The organism is Terriglobia bacterium (genome assembly GCA_020072815.1).
Taxonomy (GTDB): domain Bacteria; phylum Acidobacteriota; class Terriglobia; order Terriglobales; family Acidobacteriaceae; genus Angelobacter.
Genome location: JAIQGE010000012.1, coordinates 163,849 through 182,390, shown reverse-complemented (window position 1 = coordinate 182,390; position 18,542 = coordinate 163,849). Strand labels below are relative to the sequence as shown.

Below are 18,542 nucleotides of genomic sequence, written 5' to 3'. Positions count from 1 at the left end.
GTTAGGCCTTGTCTCCCACAAGCTTTTGCGCAGCAGAGTCCCGATTTGGTGCAAATTTCCGTGTCTCGGACGGCGGTTCAACGAATCAGCTCTCTTTCCCAACGAAAGTGTCGGACCTGTGTCATTGGGCAGGCAGCCCGATTGGAGCTGTAACCCTGATTAGACCTGTAACTAAGATGCAAGGGCGAGCCCAGGCGTAACCTAAAGCTCAATCCGCTGACGCAAATCGGTACGGCCAACCCGAACTTTTGTGTGCTGGGATGGAAACGGGCCAGACATGGATTCCGATTCGATTATTTGCGATCGTCAGGAAGAATCGGGGCGTGTTTCCCAATCACAGCGAAAGTTGCAGAGAGCATTCATGTTGCTTCGCAGCACAGAATGATTGAACCGAGAACCGGGGCCTTCGCTGGACACAACCGCTGCCGCGCCTGTTTCGCTCGGGGGCCAAGGATCATTCTGAAGACAACTAGGAAAATAATCTGAGCAAAACTGCTCACATCAGGATGAGGCGCCATTTGTTAGTTCAGCAGAGCGTCGGGTGGACATCTTGATCGTGTATCGCATGATTACTACGGGCAAAGGTGGCCTGCCATGTCCGTCTTCGCGCCGTGGACTGAAAGTGTCATTGAGTGCGCCTAGGCGTGAAACGCGGATTTGCCGGGCGCAGGTGCTTCTGTGGCACAACTCGCTCCTCGTCCCACATTCCGCTCGGCAGCAAGCTTCATCACCGCGGTTTTCTGCTGCTCGGGCGTGATCCCCAGCAATGCCAGCAGTCTCTGAGTTTCAAACGCCACATCTCGCGTTCCTTGCTGCACTCCTAGCTCGAAACCCTCAATCAGGCCATTCGCATAGCCCTCTTCATAGGGTGACTTCTGCTGCCTGCTGCTGCTCATGCTTTGCCAGCCCTTTCTAAACGGCCCGATATTATGCCCCTGCAATGCCGGGAATGCCTGTTCAAAAAAGCACACAACGCTGCTTTTTCGTGTTTGTGACTGTTTCCCGCTCTCTTGATTTATGAGCTATCTTGCTCAGCAACGAAAGCCTTTGTCTGCCATTATTCAGTCTCCTGAGTTTGTCAACAGAACTTGCGACACCAAAAACTCGTAGTCACATCGCGTACCACATCCAGCTGATTGGCGTTTTTTTCAACCGATTTCAACGCAAACACGGTGTGTCACCCTTGAACGCATAGAAGGGGATCCCCGAAACACGAAAGGCTAGGAAATAATGCCCCTCATTCAAGTCCTGGAAGTTCTCATCGTGGTAGGTGTTCTATTGTGGCTGGTAAATCGCTTCATCCCCATGCAGTCGTCAATTAAATCGATTCTGAATGGCGTGGTGGTGATTGCGGTGGTCTTGTGGCTGCTGAATGTTTTCGGGCTGTTTCACGCCCTGTCCAACATGCACGTTCGGACTTGACGGCTGGTCCGCCGCTTGCCGGTCTCGGCCCGGCGATTTTCAGCGAGCAGGCAATCTTATGGACCATCCCGCTAGAACCCTTCTGTATGATCTTTTCGTCAGTCCTCTCCTTCAGTTGCTGCGGCGAGTGATGGATTGGGTTGCGTAGCACCTTCCAGCAAGGCTGATGCGAGTATCGAAGATCGCAGAGGACGCGGACTAATCGTGAAGAACGACATTGAGCAGTGAACTGTGGACTTGTAACCCGCCGTCTTCACCCCCGGCGTAGTCAATGAAGCCCATCTTCCTGAACCGGTTCATAAAGAAGCTTACCCGCGAACGAGTCGTTCCCACCATCGCCGCCAGAGTCTCCTGGCTGATCTTGGGGACCACGGTCTCAGGTACCCCCTCCTTGCCGAAATGGGCCAGCATCAGAAGCACGCGAGCCAGTCTCTTTTCGCTGGAATTGAACAGCTGGTCCACCAGGTCTTCTTCGTAGCGGACATTGCGCGCCAACAAATATGCCACGAACAAATCGGAAAGGGAGTGCTCCCGATGAAGCGCATCCATCATTGCCTTCTTTTCAATCCGTAAAAGATGGCAATCGGTCATGGCAATGGCAGATCCCATGCGGAGAGCCTGTCCGGCCAGCGAGCCTTCCCCAAAAAAATTCTTCTCACCCAACATGCCGATTGTGGCTTCCTTGCCGGCTTTGGACACGACGGTGAGCTTGACCCTGCCCTTCTGGACATAAAAAACGGCGTCAGCCGCGTCTCCCTGGGCGAAGATGGCTTGCTTTTTGGAAATTGTCAGGTTTTTTCTTCCCTCGCCAATGGTGGCTAGGAAAGTGTTGGGATCGAACTCGCGGCTCTTCTTGGCAACTACAGCTAAACTCATCTACTACTATTCTAGTCCCTGAGAACAACCGATGGGCATAAATCGGGCTCCGTCGCCCGTGTGCTCTACCGGCACGATTCTGCTGGCAATTCCGAAAAGTAACAAAGCGGTACACATAGGACTGCTGTTGCGCTGGTCTAACACTGAGGAAGAAAGAGTCTTAGCGTTAGTGGAGCGAGTTATTTCTCGGCAGCGGTCAGCCGTCGGTCCCGATGCGGCTCAGTCCTGGGCAGACCGGTACTGAGCTCACACTTCTCGCCCCGTTTGGCCCCGCAAGTAGGGCACCGAACCTTGAGCGACTGCTTTTCAGTAACCTTCATGGGTACATCATGAACGTTTACTGGGCAGGAATCTGGTCACTTTTGACCACTGTTCGCGTCGCCATTGCTGCTCGACTAGTGGACCAGGCTTCCAAGACCGGCGTGAGCGATTGTGATCAGACTTGCCCGTGCTGGCAGGCGATACTTAATGAGCGTCTCGGGACTCCGCTTGCGATTGAAACAATCTTCGTGGCGATGCTTCCGAAGCTGAGAAATCGCTTTCCATGGCAGAGAAACAAAGGACCCTTATGAATCTACTGATGTGGATGTTGCAGTTTGCCTTTGGGTGTCATCACAAACGGCTGAGCCGTGTATTTACCATCAAGAAACGGACCTACCAGGTCTGTGTTGAGTGCGGACAGGAATTTGAGCACGCAGCGGCGCCGGGATCCTCTCTGCCGCGGGAGATAAATGTCGCCGCTTAAGACGCCGTTGCGCGGCTTCCGGCGCAACGGAAATCGCGGTGGTCTAAATCCCTCCTGCCGCACAAGCCCACACCGTCAATCGCAACATGTGAGCAATCCGGCTCAGACGTGAAGGCCCCCTGCCTGTCATCATTGAACCTATTGAGTGTGCAGATTGGGCCGCGACTGCTGAACTTGCAGCTCCCATTCCCTTAGGCCTCAGGTCGGATCCAGTTACGGCGAAGCGGCCGCATCCGTCCCACTGGCATTTTTTGCGGGTATTGCCGTGAATTTCACCGGCGCAACACGAATCGCCCGCACAGGTTCTTGAACATCGAAAACCGGGCTTCAACTCCTCCAAGGAGAGGAGTTGGGCCGCGAAACAAGGAAGGTCAAACCTATGCCTTTAATTCAACTGCTGGAGATTCTGATTGTAGTGGGTGTCCTTCTGTGGCTGGTGAATCGTTTCATTCCCATGCAGAAAAACATCAAGTCCATTTTGAACGGCGTTGTGATCATCGCCGTTGTTCTTTGGCTCCTGAACGTCTTTGGACTCTTTCACTCGCTTTCAGGGATCCGCTTACGAACGTAAAAGATGGCCCAACCACAGCCCGACAAGAAGGCTGAACGCACCATCCATTCGCGAATGCAATGCAACACGGCAGTACATCTGCCTTATGGAGATATCTTGAAGCCTAAGTTTTGGCTCGCAGCCGGAATCGTCCTCGGTTTGAGCGCATTTGCTCAAACCAATTCACAAACCATGAAAGTCGAACATCTAAGCCCGACGCCGGTCTTCCGCATCACCGTCACCAGCCGCAGCGTGGATGCAATCAACTACAAGCATCGCGGCGGAGCCACCAAGGTGGATTTTGCCGGCACCGACTTGATGCCCCTGGCGAACGGCCAAGCCAAAGTAGAGAGCAAGAAGGGCTACATCGAAATCGAAGTGGAATTTGGCAATCTGCAGCGGCCTACGACTTTCGGCCATGAGTATCTGACCTACGTTCTGTGGGCCATTTCGCCCGAAGGCCGCGCCGTCAACCTGGGCGAGATCCTGGTGGGCGACAACCACCGCAGCAAAGTGGACGTCACCACGGACCTGCAGGCCTTCGCTCTGATCGTTACCGCGGAACCTTACTATGCCGTGCGCCAGCCCAGCAACGTGGTAGTGATCGAGAATGTCATTCGCGAGGACACCAAGGGAACCTTCGAGACGGTGCACGCGAAATATGAACTGATGGATCGGGGAGGCTACATTCCCACCGGCTACAGGTTTGACCCCGTGGTCTTGCATGCAAATCTGCCGCTGGAATTCTTTGAAGCCCGCAACGCTCTGCGCATTGCGCAGTCTGAGGGCGCCGAGGAATACGCGTCCAGCAGTTATCAGCACGCTGTCCAGCTCATGAACCAGGCCGATGAAATGGCTTCAAGCAAGCACATTGACAAGAAGCCGCTGATCGCCGTGTCCCGCGAGGCTGTGCAGACGGCTGAAGATGCGCGGGAAATCGCCGTCAAGAAGATGGACGAAGTGCGCCTAGCCAACGAACGCCAGGCTTCTTCGGACGCGCAAATGAACACGCAGGCCCAGGCCAATGACGCCATGATGCAGAAAGAGCAAGCTGAGCGCGATGCGGCGAAAGCGCAAAGAGCAACGGCTCGGGCGGAATCTGCTACGGCAAATGCCCAGGCCGGCCAGGCCCAGGCAGAGTCGGATGCAGCCAAGGCCCGGAACGACGCGGCTGATGCCCAATCGGCGGCGGCAAGGGCCAAGGCGGATCAGGCGGACAGCCAGGCTTCATCGGCCAGCGCGCTCTCCGCAGCCCAGGCGGATGCGGAACAGTCCCGCCTGGCCGCGCAGCAGGCGCAGATGAGCGCGCGGCAGTCGGAAGCCGACAAGGCAGCCATGCGTGCGCAGTTGTCGGAACAGTTGAATCAAGTCCTGCAAACGCGCGACAGCGCGCGCGGGCTGATCGTCAGCATGTCCGACGTCCTGTTTGACACCGGGAAATATTCACTGAAACCGGGCGCGAGAGAGAAGCTGGCGAAGGTCGCCGGAATTTTGCTCGCTTATCCCGGACTCAACATTGAAGTCGGCGGCTATACCGACAACGTCGGCGGCGACGCGATGAACCAAACCCTTTCAGAGAACCGCGCCGGCTCGGTGCGCGATTACCTGGTGCAGCAAGGCGTGGCGACCAACGCCGTCACCGCCAAAGGCTTCGGCAACACTTTGCCGGTGGCCACCAATGACAACTCGGCGGGCCGGCAGCAGAACCGCAGAGTGGAACTTCTGGTCTCCGGTGAGGCCATCGGTAAACAGGTCAACGCGACGACAGGAAGCTTGCGCTAGGAGCACGGCGTACGCGTCCCAGCAGTAATGGAGAAAACATGATGAAACGAATTGGAATCTTGAGCGCAGCGTCCCTGGCTGTGCTTCTCGGAATCTCTGCTCCCGCGGCTTTGCCTTAAAAGTGCCTCTTGCCCAAAAAGTCGGCAGTCTGCCCAAAAAAGCTAGTGCCAATTACCAAGCACCAAATACCTTGAAAACACATCGTCTAAACGTCGCTTTACAATCGACAATCGCTGTTGGGTTTCTTGTATAGTCGTGAATCTCTTGGCAACTGCTCGTTGCGCTGTAATGTCAAATCCATTGGAGTGCTGCTTTACTGGGATCGCCAACGAAAGCAATCTCATATTTGTCAACGACGAACGAAATGACCTGTCGAAACTTTCCTCTGACCGAAGAAGACACAGAGCATAAAGCACATATTCCGGGACAATGCTCTTGTCTAGAATTTGGATCGCCCCGCAGTGATCGGTGGTGGCGAACACCTGCCCAGCTGGAATCAGGTTATAGTTGAAAAGACTGTTGTCAATGCCCCATAAAATGACAGGGCAACTAAAGTCTGAAATATTTGACTTTTCAACGTAGCCCATCGGCTGGATTGCATTCGCGCTGTACAGTGGCACGCCCAGCAGCCGCAACAACGGCGGAACACGGAACAACCGCGCGCCCAGCAACAGCAGCAGCCACAACGCGCGCAGCAACAGCAGCAAAACCGTAACAAGCAACAGCAGCGCGCTCAGCAGCAGCCACGCCAGAACAATCAACCGCGCGCGCAGCAGCAGCAGCAACGCCAGAACAACCAACAGCAGCACGCGCAGCAGCGGGGCAATGCACGGCCGCAGCGCACCCAGGAACAGCAGCGGGTCCAGCAGAGCGCATGGCATGAGCACAGCTCACAGCGCTGGGCGTCTGATCATCGCACCTGGCAACAACGCGGCGGCTACAACGGCTACCGCATTCCGGACGACCGCTTCCGCGGATACTTTGGACGGGACCATGGATTCCGCATTTACGGTCTCCCCTTCGAAGTGGTTGGCGGATTTCTCCGCTTCCAATACAACGGGTACTGGGTCAGCGTGGTTGACCCCTGGCCACTATCCTGGGGCAACAGCTGGTATGACACCGATGATGTCTATGTCACCTACGTGGACAACGGATACTACCTGTTCAACCGCAGGCATCCCCGGACGGGGATCGCGATCAGCATCTCGCTTTAGCCGTATGTGCGGTGCAGCCTCGGGAGAGGCTGCACCCAGCGGCGAAGCGTCCTGCCCGAATGATAAAAGAAGGAGTGAAGCATGCTTGGAATGATATTGATTGTGATTCTGATACTGGCGCTCTTTGGAGCGTTACCCAGATGGTCGCATAGCAGAAACTGGGGTTATATGCCGATGGGGGGATTGGGACTGGTTCTTCTCGTGGTTGTAATCCTCGTGGTGCTCGGGCAAATCTGAACCATGCGTCGAAAAGAGCGGCTTCGATGGAGCCGACATCGCCGAGTATGGCCAGCCTGGATCGAACGGGCTCACTCTTGATACCACCAGCGCGCCGGGCGAAGACGCGATTGACGGCATTTTGGTGGATGAGGGCGGCAATCTATATGTCTCCGGTTCGGGCGGAATTTGGGTGATCTCGGCCGAAGGAAAGCACCTGGGCACCATCATTACTCCCATGCACGCGCACAATCTGGCTTGGGGCGACGATGACCGCCAAACGCTGTACTTGACGGCGAAGACCGGGCTTTATCGAATCCACCTCAGCGTGAAAGGCGCAGGTGTTCCGCGATACCCCGCCACGACGTAGTAGATTTTGGAGAGCAACATTGTGCTCATGCCGCACCCGCGCAGGACTCGCCGCTCTCATCTTGTTTGATCAGCCGGGAATCGCGCAGCCATGTGCTGCGCTTTCCCGTTTGTAAGATCATGTGTGTGGCGGACTTGAGCTGCGCGGGTGCGGAACTGGTTGCGGCAATTGGGCTAAAGCTTCTGCGCATGGACCACGAACCTTTTCGGCGCTGCACCGAAATAGTAAAAGGGGTAGCAAGTCACAAGCGTGAGAGCTGCTTCAGTTGAGGGGGCCAACACGCTCATATCGCCGGGGCCGACCACCCGGAACCAATCCACCCGATAGCGGGACAGCCCAGTTGCTGTTTGAATTTGAATTTCGTCGTTCTGCCGAATGTTCTTTAATGGACGAAAGAACGTATCGCGGTGCCCCGCGATTCCGCTGTTCCCGGGTTCACCAAGAAGTGCGGTGCCTTCGATGTGCCCGGCGCCCAACCGGAGGATCCGCGAGCTTGTGCCTTTTAGCACGGCCACGGATATTCCCAGTCTGGGAATTTCAACGCGGCCAAGAACATCTCCATCTTTGGCTGCTGGCTGAGGAGGGCTGACCCTCTTCTCTTGTTGCATTTGGATCTGCGAATCCAGCAAACGCTTGGCATTCGCCTGATACACCCATGCGTCGAGCTTGGCAAAGGCAAAGTAGCAGAGCGCGATGACACCAGCGCCGACGAGCAGCGATTGGCTGAAACGCAGGACCCATTCAGTGCGCGTTGCGGCAAGCGCCTTCTGCTCAGTCGTAGGTGTCATGGTCGGGAACTTTCGCTGCAGGCGACGGTTGCGTCGGCGATGGTTGCGTTGGTAATGGCTGCGTCGGCAATGCCGCGTAGTAACCAGCCCGCGTGCGGACCAACAAATGCCCGTGTCCGGGCGCGCTGGCCTTCACCTGTATGTTCCGGTAGCTTCCATCCCGCAGACGGTTGGCGGGGACATATGCGATCGTGTACTGGTTGCGGATATCGCGGGCGATGCGTTCACAAATTGGGATTGCCTCCTTGAGTGAGCGGGGCAGAAACACATCGCCGCCCGTGTCCGCCGCAAGTTGCCTCAGAACATGCGGATTACGGTCGTCATCTTCGTCGTCAAAGAGGCCAATGGTGTAGATGATTGCGTCGCTGTACCGCGCCAGGGCCATAATCTGGACCAGGGTGTGTCGGCTGGCATTGTCGCCTCCGTCGCTGATTACAATCAGCACTTTCTTGTCGCGGTCACCCTTCTTCAATTGTTCGAGCGCTGCTGCCACGGCGTCGTAAAGCGCCGTCTGCCCACTGGTGATGATTGTGGACAGAGCAATTTCAAGCTGCGGCGCCTGGTCGGTAAACGGCGCGGCCCCCGGAAGCGCGAACCGAACATGCTCATTGAAGTTGACCACGAAGATCTGATCGTGCGGATTGCTGGAGCGGGCAAACGCCAACGATGCCGCGATGACTTCCGCCCGCTTCTTTCCCATGCTTCCGCTGTTGTCAATCACCAGCCCGACGGTAACCGGAACGTCTTGGTGGCTAAAATATTTGATTGCTTGGAGCACTCCATCTTCGTAAATCTGAAACTGTTCTTTATTGAGTCCGGAGACAAGGACGCCTTTGTGGTCGTGTGCCGTGGCGTGCAGAACTACCTCGCCAACATTCACGCGGATGGTGTAGGCATCGCTCTTCTGTCTGTGCGATGGCAACGATTCTTGCGGCCGCACCGCGCTGGGTAAAGCAAGCATGGCAACAAGTGCGAGCAGGAATCGGAAAGTGAAATGGTGTCCTCCGGCAATGCCTTCTCCAGCGCCGGGATAGTCGGCATGCTGCCTCGGGCAGCCGTACAAACTTGCTCGAGCTGTAAACGGCTGAGCCATGCGCGTGGCGCTTTCATGGAGCAACGCTTCTCGCCTTCACTCCGGGATGTGGGACTTGGTTCTTTACGACGAAAGGAGGTGGCGCCTGCGCACCACCTCTTCCGTGTTTCTTACAGCTGATTGCCTTGCCTGCGATTACATTTGCTCGGTCAAAGCGGGTTTCCTAGAAATCAGTTTCAGGCCAAAGCCGACGCCTAAGCCTGCACCCAGGGATAGCAGTCCCATCATTCCGATCAGTGGCAATAAGCTGCCCGTCGCAGGCAGGTTTTCGCTGGCAATCGGCGCAGCGGCGGCGGCCGGCGCTGGTTCAACCGCCGGTTCTGTTGCAACTGCGGGAGCTGGCTCCGTTACCGGCGGCGCTTCAACAACCTGCGCCAGTTGTACCGGTTCGCCTTTTGGGTCAACGGCTTCCACCGGCGCCGTCTTCAAAGACTCAATAGGCGCCGCTGCAAGTTCGACCGGAGTAGAGAGAACTGGCTCATTGGTTATCTTTGCCAGTTCCACGGCCCTTGTCTTGTTGTAAACAAATTCCTGGCCCCAAGTTGCCCCGGGATAAAACCACGCCCGGATCGCTTCTGGCTGGCCTTCTGCTCTTTCCCGGAAAGTCATTACGGTCTTGTCGGTTGCGTGCAAACGGTAGTTCGGGATTGCCAGGATGGTTGTGTACAGATGAGTTCCATCTTCGTTGAAGATCTGAACGATGTTCCGGTCCGATGGCGAATCCATCAGCTTGAAAAGATACGTGCCGGCCGGCAAAACCTGGGCGCCCACGCCGGGCACCTCGACGGGCGCGCTGAATGTCACCGTGGTGCGCTTGTTCCAGTCATCGGCTGCTGCTCTGGGAACAGCGAGCATGCACAGCACGGCGACTGACAGTACAGTTGCAAACATCTTGAACGATTTCATGTTGACTCCTGCTTTTCTCCGAATAGCTGCACGGTCGCTGGTACGTTGTGGGACCTATTTGTGCTGTCGGCTCACAAAAGGTGTACAGCCGGGGATCCGGCATCTTCTCAACCGTGAAGAGTGTTATCCATGGCTAGTATCAAGGTCTGACTTCCAGATTACTGATCAATATTGAGCTTAACGGTTCACGTGGGCGCCAGAGATCGCTTTGTCGGCCCCTGAGCACTTATGACCAGACTTCTGAAACCGTGAAGGTTAGGATTGGATCAAGTCCCGATGCAAACCGCTGATGATTGGCGGATGGAAGCTTTGCAGGATTAGGCTCCGGCTCTTGAGGTATCCATGGCGCAGCTGATCGAATTCTACATTCCAACGAATGCCGTCTTGCCCGAAAAGGGGATTCCGCCGAGCGAGCGCGGAAAGATCATCGAGTTTCGTGCCCGCGAGGTCATGGAGGTGGAAGCATGGCTTGTCGCCATCACGCGTGAAGTCACCCAGGGGCCCCCGGCCCAATTGGATTCAGTGAACAATGCGAACGCGGACCATCCTGCAACGGCGTTCGCAAATGCTCTCGATCTCGCAGAGTCGCGCTGAGCTCCAAGCGGCGAGAAGAAGGAATGAATGACCACGTTGCTCTTCACGATAGCCATCTCCGCAGAATATCGCGGCGCCCAAGAGATCTATTCAGCGCAAGCCGTCGCGTGCAACGGAGAGAAGCTCTATCATCTGGCTGAAGCGGCGACAATCTCTGAGGCCCTGCAGAAAGTCGTACAAGAAATGCGCCTCCAGGAAAAAAACAGCGCATCCTTCCGATGAAGGCATAGACCCCATGGCTCCGAGTCATCTCAACATTTCCAAAGTTGTTCCGGAAAAGCAACCCAACCTACCTCATTAATCGTTGAAGTGTGCCGTTTTGACCAGACGTAACTGGAAAATATTTTTACCGTTGTCTGGCGTTGGGAATTCCAGTTGGATACAGCCAGCTTCTGGCGAAAGCAAGACGGAATGCTTGGTTGAAGGCGCGAAGAGAATCAGCCATGCGAGACGCCTCGCAACAGCGCGTCGTGACGCCAAGATTAGATGGGCGTCCTGGAACTGGAAGGCAAGAGGAGTATTGAACTATGCACAGCCAAGAGCAAAGTGAAGCGGGCGTCCATCAGCGGAACGAGAGTATCTGCGGGCCCCTTGCTGCCATCTGCGATCAGGACGACGAGCGCCAGTTGATTGCCAGGGCCAAAGAAGGCAGCGAACAAGCCTTTGCTGCTCTGTTCAACATGCACAAGCGGCGCGTTTACACGTTGTGCCTGCACATGTCCAAGGACACTGCCAAAGCAGAAGATTTGACTCAAGACGCGTTCATGCGAGTGTTCCGCAAACTTCATACCTTCAGGGGTGAAGCCAAGTTCTCCACGTGGCTCTACAGAATTGCGCTGAACACCGTGCTTGCGAATTTTCGCAAGGGCAAATCTGAGGCCCTTTCGGTAGACACGGAAATCCGGGTCGACTCCACGTTTGTAAGACAAGAAGTGGGCCGGGGCGATGCTCAACTCCTGGGAGTGATCGATAGGATCACCTTGCTGCGGGCGATTGAAGAATTGCCGCCCGGCTGCCGCACAATATTCATCCTGCACGACGTTGAGGGGTACGAGCATCATGAGGTTGCTGACCTGCTGGAGTGCTCCGTTGGCAACTCCAAGGCCCAACTTCACAAAGCGAGAAAAAAGATCCGCAATTGGCTGATGCTGCCTGGACGTGGCGAAGCCAGGAAAGTGTCGACCCAAGGCGCAGACCAGCAAAGCGCGGCCCGGGCGCGGTCCGTGGGCCGTCCTGATCTCAGAAGCGCGACCAACTCTTGCGGAGTTAGCGCATTGAAAGCCTCATAAAGCGCACTGAATGTACAGAGAGCGTAAACGGCGTGCCGGAAAAGATATGCAGCGGACGGAAAGGGACATAATACTGTGCCGGTTGGTGCGATTGTCGTTCTTGGTGGTCCTGCGCTGGTAGAACGCACCGCTGTGTCTGCTGGCCCTGCTGCCACGAAAACTGAACCGCTGGATTGTCTGGCCGGAACTCCGATTGCGGCCCTAGAGATCTTGGGGCAATCCGCTCTTCAGCGAACGATCAGATACTTGCAGCAGGTTGGCGTAAAGCCCATTTCGCTGACGGCCGCGGCTGGCCTGCCCGATTTGGCTGGTGCGTCAATATCTTCCGCTGTCAACGTGCTGGTTCATCAAACGGGCAAGGTCTGGCCTGTTCTCGGTCGTGTTGTTGATGAGTACATCAAGGGCGGCGTCAAAACTATCTTGCTGATCCGGCTCGGGGCCTACGTGGAATTTGATTTTGCTGACCTTGTGCAATTTCATCGAGACAAGGCACAGCCCATGACGCAGGTCACTGACGGCGATGGACCTCTGGATTTCTGGATGCTTGACGCCCTTCACTTCAGCACAATCGGGATGCACTTGCTCGAAAAGACATGCGCGGCAGGCAGGGGCTCCATTGCGTACTACGACCAGGCCACCTATGTAAATCGCCTTTCAACGGCCTCCGATGTCAGGCATCTTGTTGTGGACGCTTTCAGTTCACGGCATGCCGTCCGTCCATCGGGGACGGAAATCGGGCCAGGGGTCTGGCTGGACGACAATGCCCGCGTGCATCCCCGCGCTCGCGTTGCCGGGCCCGTCTACATAGGACGTGACACACGAGTTCAGGCAACCGCTTTGCTCGCCAGGTTCAGCAGCGTGGAACGGTCTTGCAACATAGGCTGCGGGACCGTGGTCGCCGACGCCTCGATCCTGGCACATACACACCTTGGAGCGTGGCTTGACGTATCACATGCCGTCATCTACGGCAGCAAGGTTGCCCACCTGCGTCACAACGTTACCGTGGATATTCAAGATGACCGATTGATTCGAAGGCGAACATCAGCGTTTCACCGGTTTCTGCCGTCTTTCCCTGATATTCGCGAGCCCTAGACAGAAGCAGGCTTGCAAACTTTTCTCCCGGCGTCCGGAAGTCGATGAGGCACAAATATGATCAATAAAAGAACCGTAGTCGTCATCGAACTGCCGACGCGCCTCACAACAAGGCACGTTCAACGCTTTCTGCGTGGGATAAATGTTCTCTTTAGGGCTGACCGCCCCCGTATTGTCTTCGACTTTTCTCAAGTCCAGGAGATTGATCGTGCGGGTACGGAAATGCTCTTACATTGTGTTGAGCAAGTGATCAGACAAGATGGTGAATTGAGCCTTGCCTCCGTTCCAGCAGAAGTCATGGTGGTACTGGAACTCACCTGCATTGACCGGCTCTTTGAGATCTTTGCCTCCAACTCTGAGGCCGTGGAAAAACTCTCCGGAATTGCCGGCTGATGCCAAGCAAGAAATGAGGAAAAATGAAAACAACGAAACAAGCGTGGTGGATTGGGACAAGTCTGATTCTCGTGCTGTTGAGCAGACCAGGATGGAGTTTGGCGCCGGCGCAACAGCAGGACGGTTCCGCACAAAAACAATCGGAAGAGGTAAAGCCTGCCGAAACTCAACCACAAAAAGCAGAGCCTGCAAGCCCTGATCCGACTGATGGGGTTTCCCGGAGCGAGTCCAAATCCGGTCCTGCTGAACTACCCAGCGCTCCAGTTGCCAAGACGACGCAGAGCACTGACGAGCAAAAGTCTGCAACGCCCACGCAGGCTGACGCTCAGAAGCCAAGCGGCACCGCCGCTGCGGAATCAGAGAAAATGAGCGGAGTTGCCGCGTCCACACCAACCGGAATGGCCATCGCTCCCGCGAAGCAGCATCGCCGCCGCGCTTTCTGGGTCAAACTCGGGGCCGTTGCGGGAGCGAGCGTGGCCCTGGGGACAACCCTGGCCCTCTCCAGGTCCACGTCTAGCAAACCACCGGGCGTCCGCTAAGCGGTGCCTGACAAGAGCGGCACCATCCACGCGCGGCAAATCGTGCGACGGGGCCATCCTGTCTTACTGAGCTTTTCGGGGATCGACGGGGCCGGCAAGACCACGCAGATCACTGCTCTGCGCCGTCGTCTACATGAAGCCGGCAGCCGGGTATTGCTCCTCAGCTTCTGGGATGACGTCGCGGTGCTTACGCATATCCGCAAGGAGCTAAGCCATAGCATGTTCGGCGGAGACAAAGGTGTTGGCAGTCCGGAGAAGCCTTTAAATCGGCAAGACAAGAATGTCAGATCGTGGTACATGACGGTTGCGCGGCTTGTTTTTTATTCACTGGACACCGTGAGGACCAACCTGACTGTTGCGAAAGCGCGCAGGAGCAAAGTTGACGTAGTGATCTTTGACAGGTATGCCTACGATGAATTCGCAAATCTATCTTCTCCCCGATGGCTGACGGGAATGTGCTTGAAATTCTTGCTGAGGATGACCCCCAGACCGGATATCGCCTATCTGCTCGACGCAGACCCGCGGCTGGCTCGCGAGCGCAAGCCTGAATATCCCATTGAGTTTCTCCAGACAAATCGTGCGGCTTATCTGGCGCTCAGTGCATTGGCCGGGATGACGGTGATCAACCCGCTCCCACCTCTCGAAGTGTCACAAAAGATCATGGAAGAGTTCTGCAAGCTTTGTTCCTGCGGCGACGCAGACCAGCCCTCCAGCGGAGCACAGCAGATGAATTCGTCCCGGCCAGGTGGCTCGCCCATACGCACCGCCTGAGCGGGACAACAGAGGCTCCTCCCACCCGCGCCGCGCCCGCTTGAGGCGCGTCTATACAAATCTACAGGTTCATCATCGTTCGACTTGCCATGCTATGCCGATCCCAAAGTGAGCCATTGTGAACAGACCCGGCCTCGGGAACCCTTTAACCTGATGTGTATGAGATTTAGTTTGGGTGTACTGCCACCCAGAGCCCAAAGTGGGAATTCTGGTTCGGGAACGTGAGAGCAGGGACAGGTCAATGAAAATTTGTCTGATAACCGCGTTTCCACCCAGCCGAGGTGGCTTAAGCGAATACGGGTTTCACATTGCTCGCGAGCTTCAAAATAATTCTTCTCTTAGTCTTACTATATTGGCGGACGAATTAGCGGACGCACAGCCAGAGCTGGAAGGCTTTTCAGTCTCGCGCTGCTGGTCGTTTGATGATCCCAAGAGCTTAGGCAGACTCTGGACCAAAATTCGCGAACTTGACCCTGATGTGGTCTGGTTTAATCTCATTTTTTCCACATTCGGACGTAAGCCGTTGGCGGCGTTTTGCGGACTCACTCTTCCTCTCTTGACCAGGCTCAGCGGGTTCTATACTCACGTAACCCTGCACCACTTAATGGAGGACATCAATCTCAAGGACGCCGGTGTGCGTTTCCCGCGTGCTTACCGGGCCGCCGGCGCGCTCGCCACAAAGATACTCCTCAAGTCCAACTCTGTTTCTGTTTTGGTGCCCACTTATCGGAAGCTTCTTGTGGACAAGTACGGAAGCCGCAATGTGCACGTCCGGGCCCACGGGATCCTTTCTCAGTATCCTGAATATCCAGACTTCTCAAGAAGAGGCAATCCCTCGCAAAGGGTGCTGGCATTTGGCAAATGGGGCACGTACAAGAGGTTGGAACCACTCCTGGAAGCGTTTAGCATGGTGGCCAGTTGCTTACCCAACGCCAAGCTGGTCATTGCCGGTAGCGATCATCCCAGCACGCCTGGCTATGTGGCATCCATGGCCAAGCGGTGTGAGGGCGACCCGCGGATTGAGTTCACCGGTTATGTTGCAGAAGCGGACATTCCAAATCTCTTTCAGAGCGCCTCCGTGGCCGTCATGCCCTATTCATCAGCCGCTGGTTCAAGCGGCGTCGCGCATCTTGCCTGTACTTACGGCGTTCCCATCATCTCGGCTGACATCGCGGATTTTCACGAGATGGCCGATGAAGAAGGCCTTGCGATGGAATTCTACGAAGCGGGGAACTCTCTCGATCTTGCCCGCCGCCTGATTTCTCTCCTGGAGTCTACCGAGAAACAGTTGGAAATGGCGGAGCAGAATTTCTCTGCCGCTTTGCGGATGACCATGCCCAAAGTTACTTACCGGTATCTCCGCCAATTTGATCTCGAGCAGAGGACGAAAGCCTTGAAAGCGATTGCGCGGCTCCGCAAGCTGCCGCGCTGGGTCCTGTCCGGCGCCTTGGCAAACATCTCTACCACCTGGAAGTTCGCGGTTCCCAGATATTGGAACAGCCTGCTTCAGTCTATGCCCAGTGGATTCGAAGCAACCTCACTGAATGGCAACGGATTCAGGAGCGGAACTCTGGGCGGCGCCGGATACAGCATTGGGCAGGGCCGTACAGGAGCCGGGAGAGGCTCTGATCTGCTTGAGTTGGGCCGCCGGGTCGCGCTTGTGGGAGCTGAACACAATGGCCATCAGCGGCATGGCCCTGACCACGAGACTCCCATGCAGCAACAGCCGATCTTTGCTGCCGGTGACGTCGACGCCGCCTGAGGTGGCTCCAAGCAGCACAATAACTCAACTCACGCAGTTCCTCGTGCAACCATCGGCGCTCTATTTGGATGCCGCCTCGCGTCCTCGTGCGAAATAGCCGCTCTTCGTACGGACTTGCAAGTCGTTGTGGCCGGCGGAATGCGCCACCACCTTGACGCGCCGATAACCTCCGCTGGTCTGCGGGTTGCTCGGTTTGTAGGTGATTGCGTACTGGTTGCGGATGTCGTGCGCAACTTCCTGGCTGATTGCATCTACTTCGCTCAGGTTCTGCGGGAAGTACGCCACGCCGCCGGTCTGGACTGCCAACGTCTCAAGCGCGCGCCTGGCTTGACGTTCCTTTTCTCCCCTGCCCATGATCCCGATGCAATAAACCGTTGGACCGAGGTCTTTGTCCTTTTGCACCGTGCGAATCGCGTCATCCAAGGACGCGCGGCTGAAGTTATCTTGCCCGTCAGTCACAACCAGCAGGATCTGCTTGCCGCGCCGCGCGTGGCTGGCCAGATGGTCAGCGGCGGCAATCACTGCATCATACAGCGCCGTGTTTCCCCGGGAATCGATCTGGTCAAGGGCTCGACGCAACAGATCAACGTCGCTGGTGAAATCCTGGTCGAGATAGGGCCAGTCATTGAAGTTCACAATGAAGATCTCGTCCAGGGGATGGCCGGCCTTTACAAAGTTCACGACCGCCTTGCTCACAGCGGCGCGTTTCTCCCGCATGGAGCCGGAGTTGTCCACCAAAATGCCGATGGATACCGGGACGTCTTCTCGCCTGAACAAAGTAATCCTTTGGGGTTGCCCGTCTTCATACACCACGAAATCGCCCTGTGCGAGAGTGGTAACAAGGTGTTGTTTGCCATCGACCACCGTCGCCGGAAGGCTGACCTCCTCGGATTGCACGCGTAGAGTGAAGCCGTCGCCGCGTTTGGTGACTTGACCTTCCGGGCTCGGTGGCTGAACAGCAGGTTCGCTTGGTGGAATAGATTTGGAGTTGGTCGCTGGGGCAATCGCCTGGGCAGGGCGCATCCACAACGCAACCGCCGGATCTAACGGTTCCACCCCCAACGGAAGGGACGCAGCCTGAATCTGCTGCTGGTTCTTTTGACGCGGATTGAGCTCCACCAGCCCTGCTACATCTCCTCCGGAGGGATCGACGGCATGTGCGAGTATGTTGTTGAAACCTTCCTTGAGCTCCGGATACTGAGTCACGTAGGCATTGCAAAGGTTGCGGGCATCGTCTTGTACCGCTTTGGAGTCCGCCGTGCTGGGCACAGAGTATTTAATGTTGAGATCGATATTCGTCCGTCCGCGGACGACACTCATCTCGGTAATCTTGTACGTCCGTCCGTTGGAGGAAAAAGCCGTGGCGCTTCCTTCTTCGGGGATATCTTTTGGCCGCACGATACTGGCTTCCTGGTTGATGGTGGAAAGCAGCTTGGTGCTCATAAAGTTGACCGGCGCCATCAGGTTCCAGGAATTCACGTAGTAAAACCAGGAGTTGTGGTTCTGCCCTTTGGCTTTGTAGTCCCGTGCGCGTTGCAGATACCAGAGCCCATCATGGCCGGCAGCCGATTCCGGGCGAATATAGAACCCCGCCAGCTTCCATCCACCGGCGTCCTGGAAAATCATGGTCAATGCGTGCGGCCCTTCGGCGCCGGCAAGGTCATAGATCACAATCGCGTATTTGCCGGCGGGTAGTCCCGGAATATCAAATTCAGCGCTGGTTGCCGTTTGGCCACTCGCCGCGAAGACGCCGCAATAGAAATGACCGTCTGGAGTTGGAGTCTCGCCGGTAGCCAGCATGAACAAGGTGCGAATCTGCGCGTGGTCGCCGGCGAAGACCGCCTTATGGTCGCTTACGGCCGCGGCAATGCCGCCAAAACTCGATTGCAGAGAAGTGATGGCGCTTGCCCGCATCGCGCCTACATCGCCACGAATGGCTTGATCAAGCACCTGCTGCCCGGCATTTTCTATGGCTTTCCTGGATAGTTCGGGGACCTCGTCCCTGGTTTGGCAGGTCTGCGCCCAGGCAGAAAAACTCGCGAATGCGATGACTGCTGCGACAACAGTATTTCGGGTGAGTAGTCTCATAGTGCTCCTCAAATACCCTGGTGCTCTCGTTCAGGCCTCGGCGCCGGTCTTT

At 56.2% G+C, this 18,542-nt stretch carries 21 protein-coding genes; 14 read left to right on the top strand and 7 right to left on the bottom strand.

Annotation, left to right across the window (positions count from 1 at the left end):
* Window positions 1-638: 638 nt before the first annotated feature.
* Window positions 639-971 carry a hypothetical protein gene (locus LAO20_16070; GenBank protein MBZ5532946.1) on the bottom strand — a complete coding sequence of 111 codons (333 nt, stop codon included), beginning with the start codon at window positions 969-971 and terminating at the stop codon, window positions 639-641.
* Window positions 972-1,230: 259 nt separating this feature from the next.
* On the opposite strand from LAO20_16070, the gene LAO20_16065 reads away from it, so the two are divergent.
* Window positions 1,231-1,422 (top strand): hypothetical protein, encoded by a 192-nt coding sequence (locus LAO20_16065; protein ID MBZ5532945.1) that lies wholly within the window; start codon window positions 1,231-1,233, stop codon window positions 1,420-1,422.
* 198 nt (window positions 1,423-1,620) lie between these two features.
* On the opposite strand, the gene LAO20_16060 is transcribed toward LAO20_16065, so the two are convergent.
* Window positions 1,621-2,298, bottom strand: coding sequence for a Crp/Fnr family transcriptional regulator (locus tag LAO20_16060; protein ID MBZ5532944.1), 678 nt, complete (start codon window positions 2,296-2,298; stop codon window positions 1,621-1,623).
* A gap of 1,124 nt (window positions 2,299-3,422) precedes the next feature.
* On the opposite strand from LAO20_16060, the gene LAO20_16055 reads away from it, so the two are divergent.
* Both LAO20_16055 and LAO20_16050 read left to right on the top strand, forming a co-directional pair.
* Window positions 3,423-3,614 (top strand): hypothetical protein, encoded by a 192-nt coding sequence (locus LAO20_16055; GenBank protein MBZ5532943.1) that lies wholly within the window; start codon window positions 3,423-3,425, stop codon window positions 3,612-3,614.
* Between the two features lie 96 nt (window positions 3,615-3,710).
* Complete coding sequence (locus LAO20_16050) at window positions 3,711-5,375, top strand: OmpA family protein (GenBank protein MBZ5532942.1); 1,665 nt, start codon at window positions 3,711-3,713, stop codon at window positions 5,373-5,375.
* A gap of 161 nt (window positions 5,376-5,536) precedes the next feature.
* Here LAO20_16050 and LAO20_16045 read toward each other — a convergent pair whose 3' ends face one another.
* Window positions 5,537-6,256: a hypothetical protein gene (locus LAO20_16045; protein MBZ5532941.1), complete on the bottom strand. Its 720-nt coding sequence runs from the start codon at window positions 6,254-6,256 to the stop codon at window positions 5,537-5,539.
* Window positions 6,257-6,400: 144 nt separating this feature from the next.
* On the opposite strand from LAO20_16045, the gene LAO20_16040 reads away from it, so the two are divergent.
* The 3 genes from LAO20_16040 to LAO20_16030 all read left to right on the top strand — a co-directional run bounded on the left by LAO20_16040 (window position 6,401) and on the right by LAO20_16030 (window position 7,175).
* A complete protein-coding gene (locus LAO20_16040) occupies window positions 6,401-6,589 on the top strand; it encodes a hypothetical protein (GenBank protein ID MBZ5532940.1) in 189 nt (62 codons plus the stop codon).
* 81 nt (window positions 6,590-6,670) lie between these two features.
* The gene (locus LAO20_16035) at window positions 6,671-6,826 is read left to right on the top strand and encodes a DUF3309 domain-containing protein (GenBank protein ID MBZ5532939.1); all 156 of its coding nucleotides are present in this window, start codon (window positions 6,671-6,673) and stop codon (window positions 6,824-6,826) included.
* Window positions 6,827-6,863: 37 nt separating this feature from the next.
* Window positions 6,864-7,175: an SMP-30/gluconolactonase/LRE family protein gene (locus LAO20_16030; GenBank protein MBZ5532938.1), complete on the top strand. Its 312-nt coding sequence runs from the start codon at window positions 6,864-6,866 to the stop codon at window positions 7,173-7,175.
* 173 nt (window positions 7,176-7,348) lie between these two features.
* Here LAO20_16030 and LAO20_16025 read toward each other — a convergent pair whose 3' ends face one another.
* The 3 genes from LAO20_16025 to LAO20_16015 all read right to left on the bottom strand — a co-directional run bounded on the left by LAO20_16025 (window position 7,349) and on the right by LAO20_16015 (window position 9,962).
* Entirely contained in the window at window positions 7,349-7,963 is a 615-nt protein-coding gene (locus tag LAO20_16025; GenBank protein MBZ5532937.1) for a class D sortase, read from the bottom strand.
* Window positions 7,947-8,885 (bottom strand): VWA domain-containing protein, encoded by a 939-nt coding sequence (locus LAO20_16020; GenBank protein MBZ5532936.1) that lies wholly within the window; start codon window positions 8,883-8,885, stop codon window positions 7,947-7,949. The genes LAO20_16025 and LAO20_16020 overlap by 17 nt, the downstream gene beginning before the upstream one ends.
* Window positions 8,886-9,191: 306 nt before the next feature.
* Complete coding sequence (locus tag LAO20_16015) at window positions 9,192-9,962, bottom strand: hypothetical protein (GenBank protein ID MBZ5532935.1); 771 nt, start codon at window positions 9,960-9,962, stop codon at window positions 9,192-9,194.
* Window positions 9,963-10,304: 342 nt separating this feature from the next.
* Here LAO20_16015 and LAO20_16010 point away from each other — a divergent pair, with 342 nt between their 5' ends.
* The 8 genes from LAO20_16010 (at window position 10,305) to LAO20_15975 (ending at window position 16,402) form a co-directional block, all read left to right on the top strand.
* Window positions 10,305-10,556: a hypothetical protein gene (locus tag LAO20_16010; protein ID MBZ5532934.1), complete on the top strand. Its 252-nt coding sequence runs from the start codon at window positions 10,305-10,307 to the stop codon at window positions 10,554-10,556.
* A gap of 27 nt (window positions 10,557-10,583) precedes the next feature.
* The gene (locus LAO20_16005; protein MBZ5532933.1) at window positions 10,584-10,778 is read left to right on the top strand and encodes a hypothetical protein; all 195 of its coding nucleotides are present in this window, start codon (window positions 10,584-10,586) and stop codon (window positions 10,776-10,778) included.
* Window positions 10,779-11,083: 305 nt separating this feature from the next.
* On the top strand, window positions 11,084-11,845 hold the full coding sequence (locus LAO20_16000) for an RNA polymerase sigma factor (protein ID MBZ5532932.1): 762 nt from the start codon (window positions 11,084-11,086) through the stop codon (window positions 11,843-11,845).
* Between the two features lie 75 nt (window positions 11,846-11,920).
* Window positions 11,921-12,937 (top strand): hypothetical protein, encoded by a 1,017-nt coding sequence (locus tag LAO20_15995; GenBank protein ID MBZ5532931.1) that lies wholly within the window; start codon window positions 11,921-11,923, stop codon window positions 12,935-12,937.
* Window positions 12,938-12,994: 57 nt separating this feature from the next.
* On the top strand, window positions 12,995-13,330 hold the full coding sequence (locus LAO20_15990; GenBank protein MBZ5532930.1) for an STAS domain-containing protein: 336 nt from the start codon (window positions 12,995-12,997) through the stop codon (window positions 13,328-13,330).
* Window positions 13,331-13,353: 23 nt separating this feature from the next.
* Window positions 13,354-13,869, top strand: coding sequence for a hypothetical protein (locus tag LAO20_15985; protein ID MBZ5532929.1), 516 nt, complete (start codon window positions 13,354-13,356; stop codon window positions 13,867-13,869).
* A 3-nt stretch (window positions 13,870-13,872) separates the two neighbouring features.
* On the top strand, window positions 13,873-14,640 hold the full coding sequence (locus LAO20_15980) for a thymidylate kinase (protein ID MBZ5532928.1): 768 nt from the start codon (window positions 13,873-13,875) through the stop codon (window positions 14,638-14,640).
* A 241-nt stretch (window positions 14,641-14,881) separates the two neighbouring features.
* The gene (locus LAO20_15975) at window positions 14,882-16,402 is read left to right on the top strand and encodes a glycosyltransferase (protein ID MBZ5532927.1); all 1,521 of its coding nucleotides are present in this window, start codon (window positions 14,882-14,884) and stop codon (window positions 16,400-16,402) included.
* A gap of 60 nt (window positions 16,403-16,462) precedes the next feature.
* On the opposite strand, the gene LAO20_15970 is transcribed toward LAO20_15975, so the two are convergent.
* A complete protein-coding gene (locus LAO20_15970; protein ID MBZ5532926.1) occupies window positions 16,463-18,490 on the bottom strand; it encodes a VWA domain-containing protein in 2,028 nt (675 codons plus the stop codon).
* Window positions 18,491-18,542 lie beyond the last annotated feature (52 nt).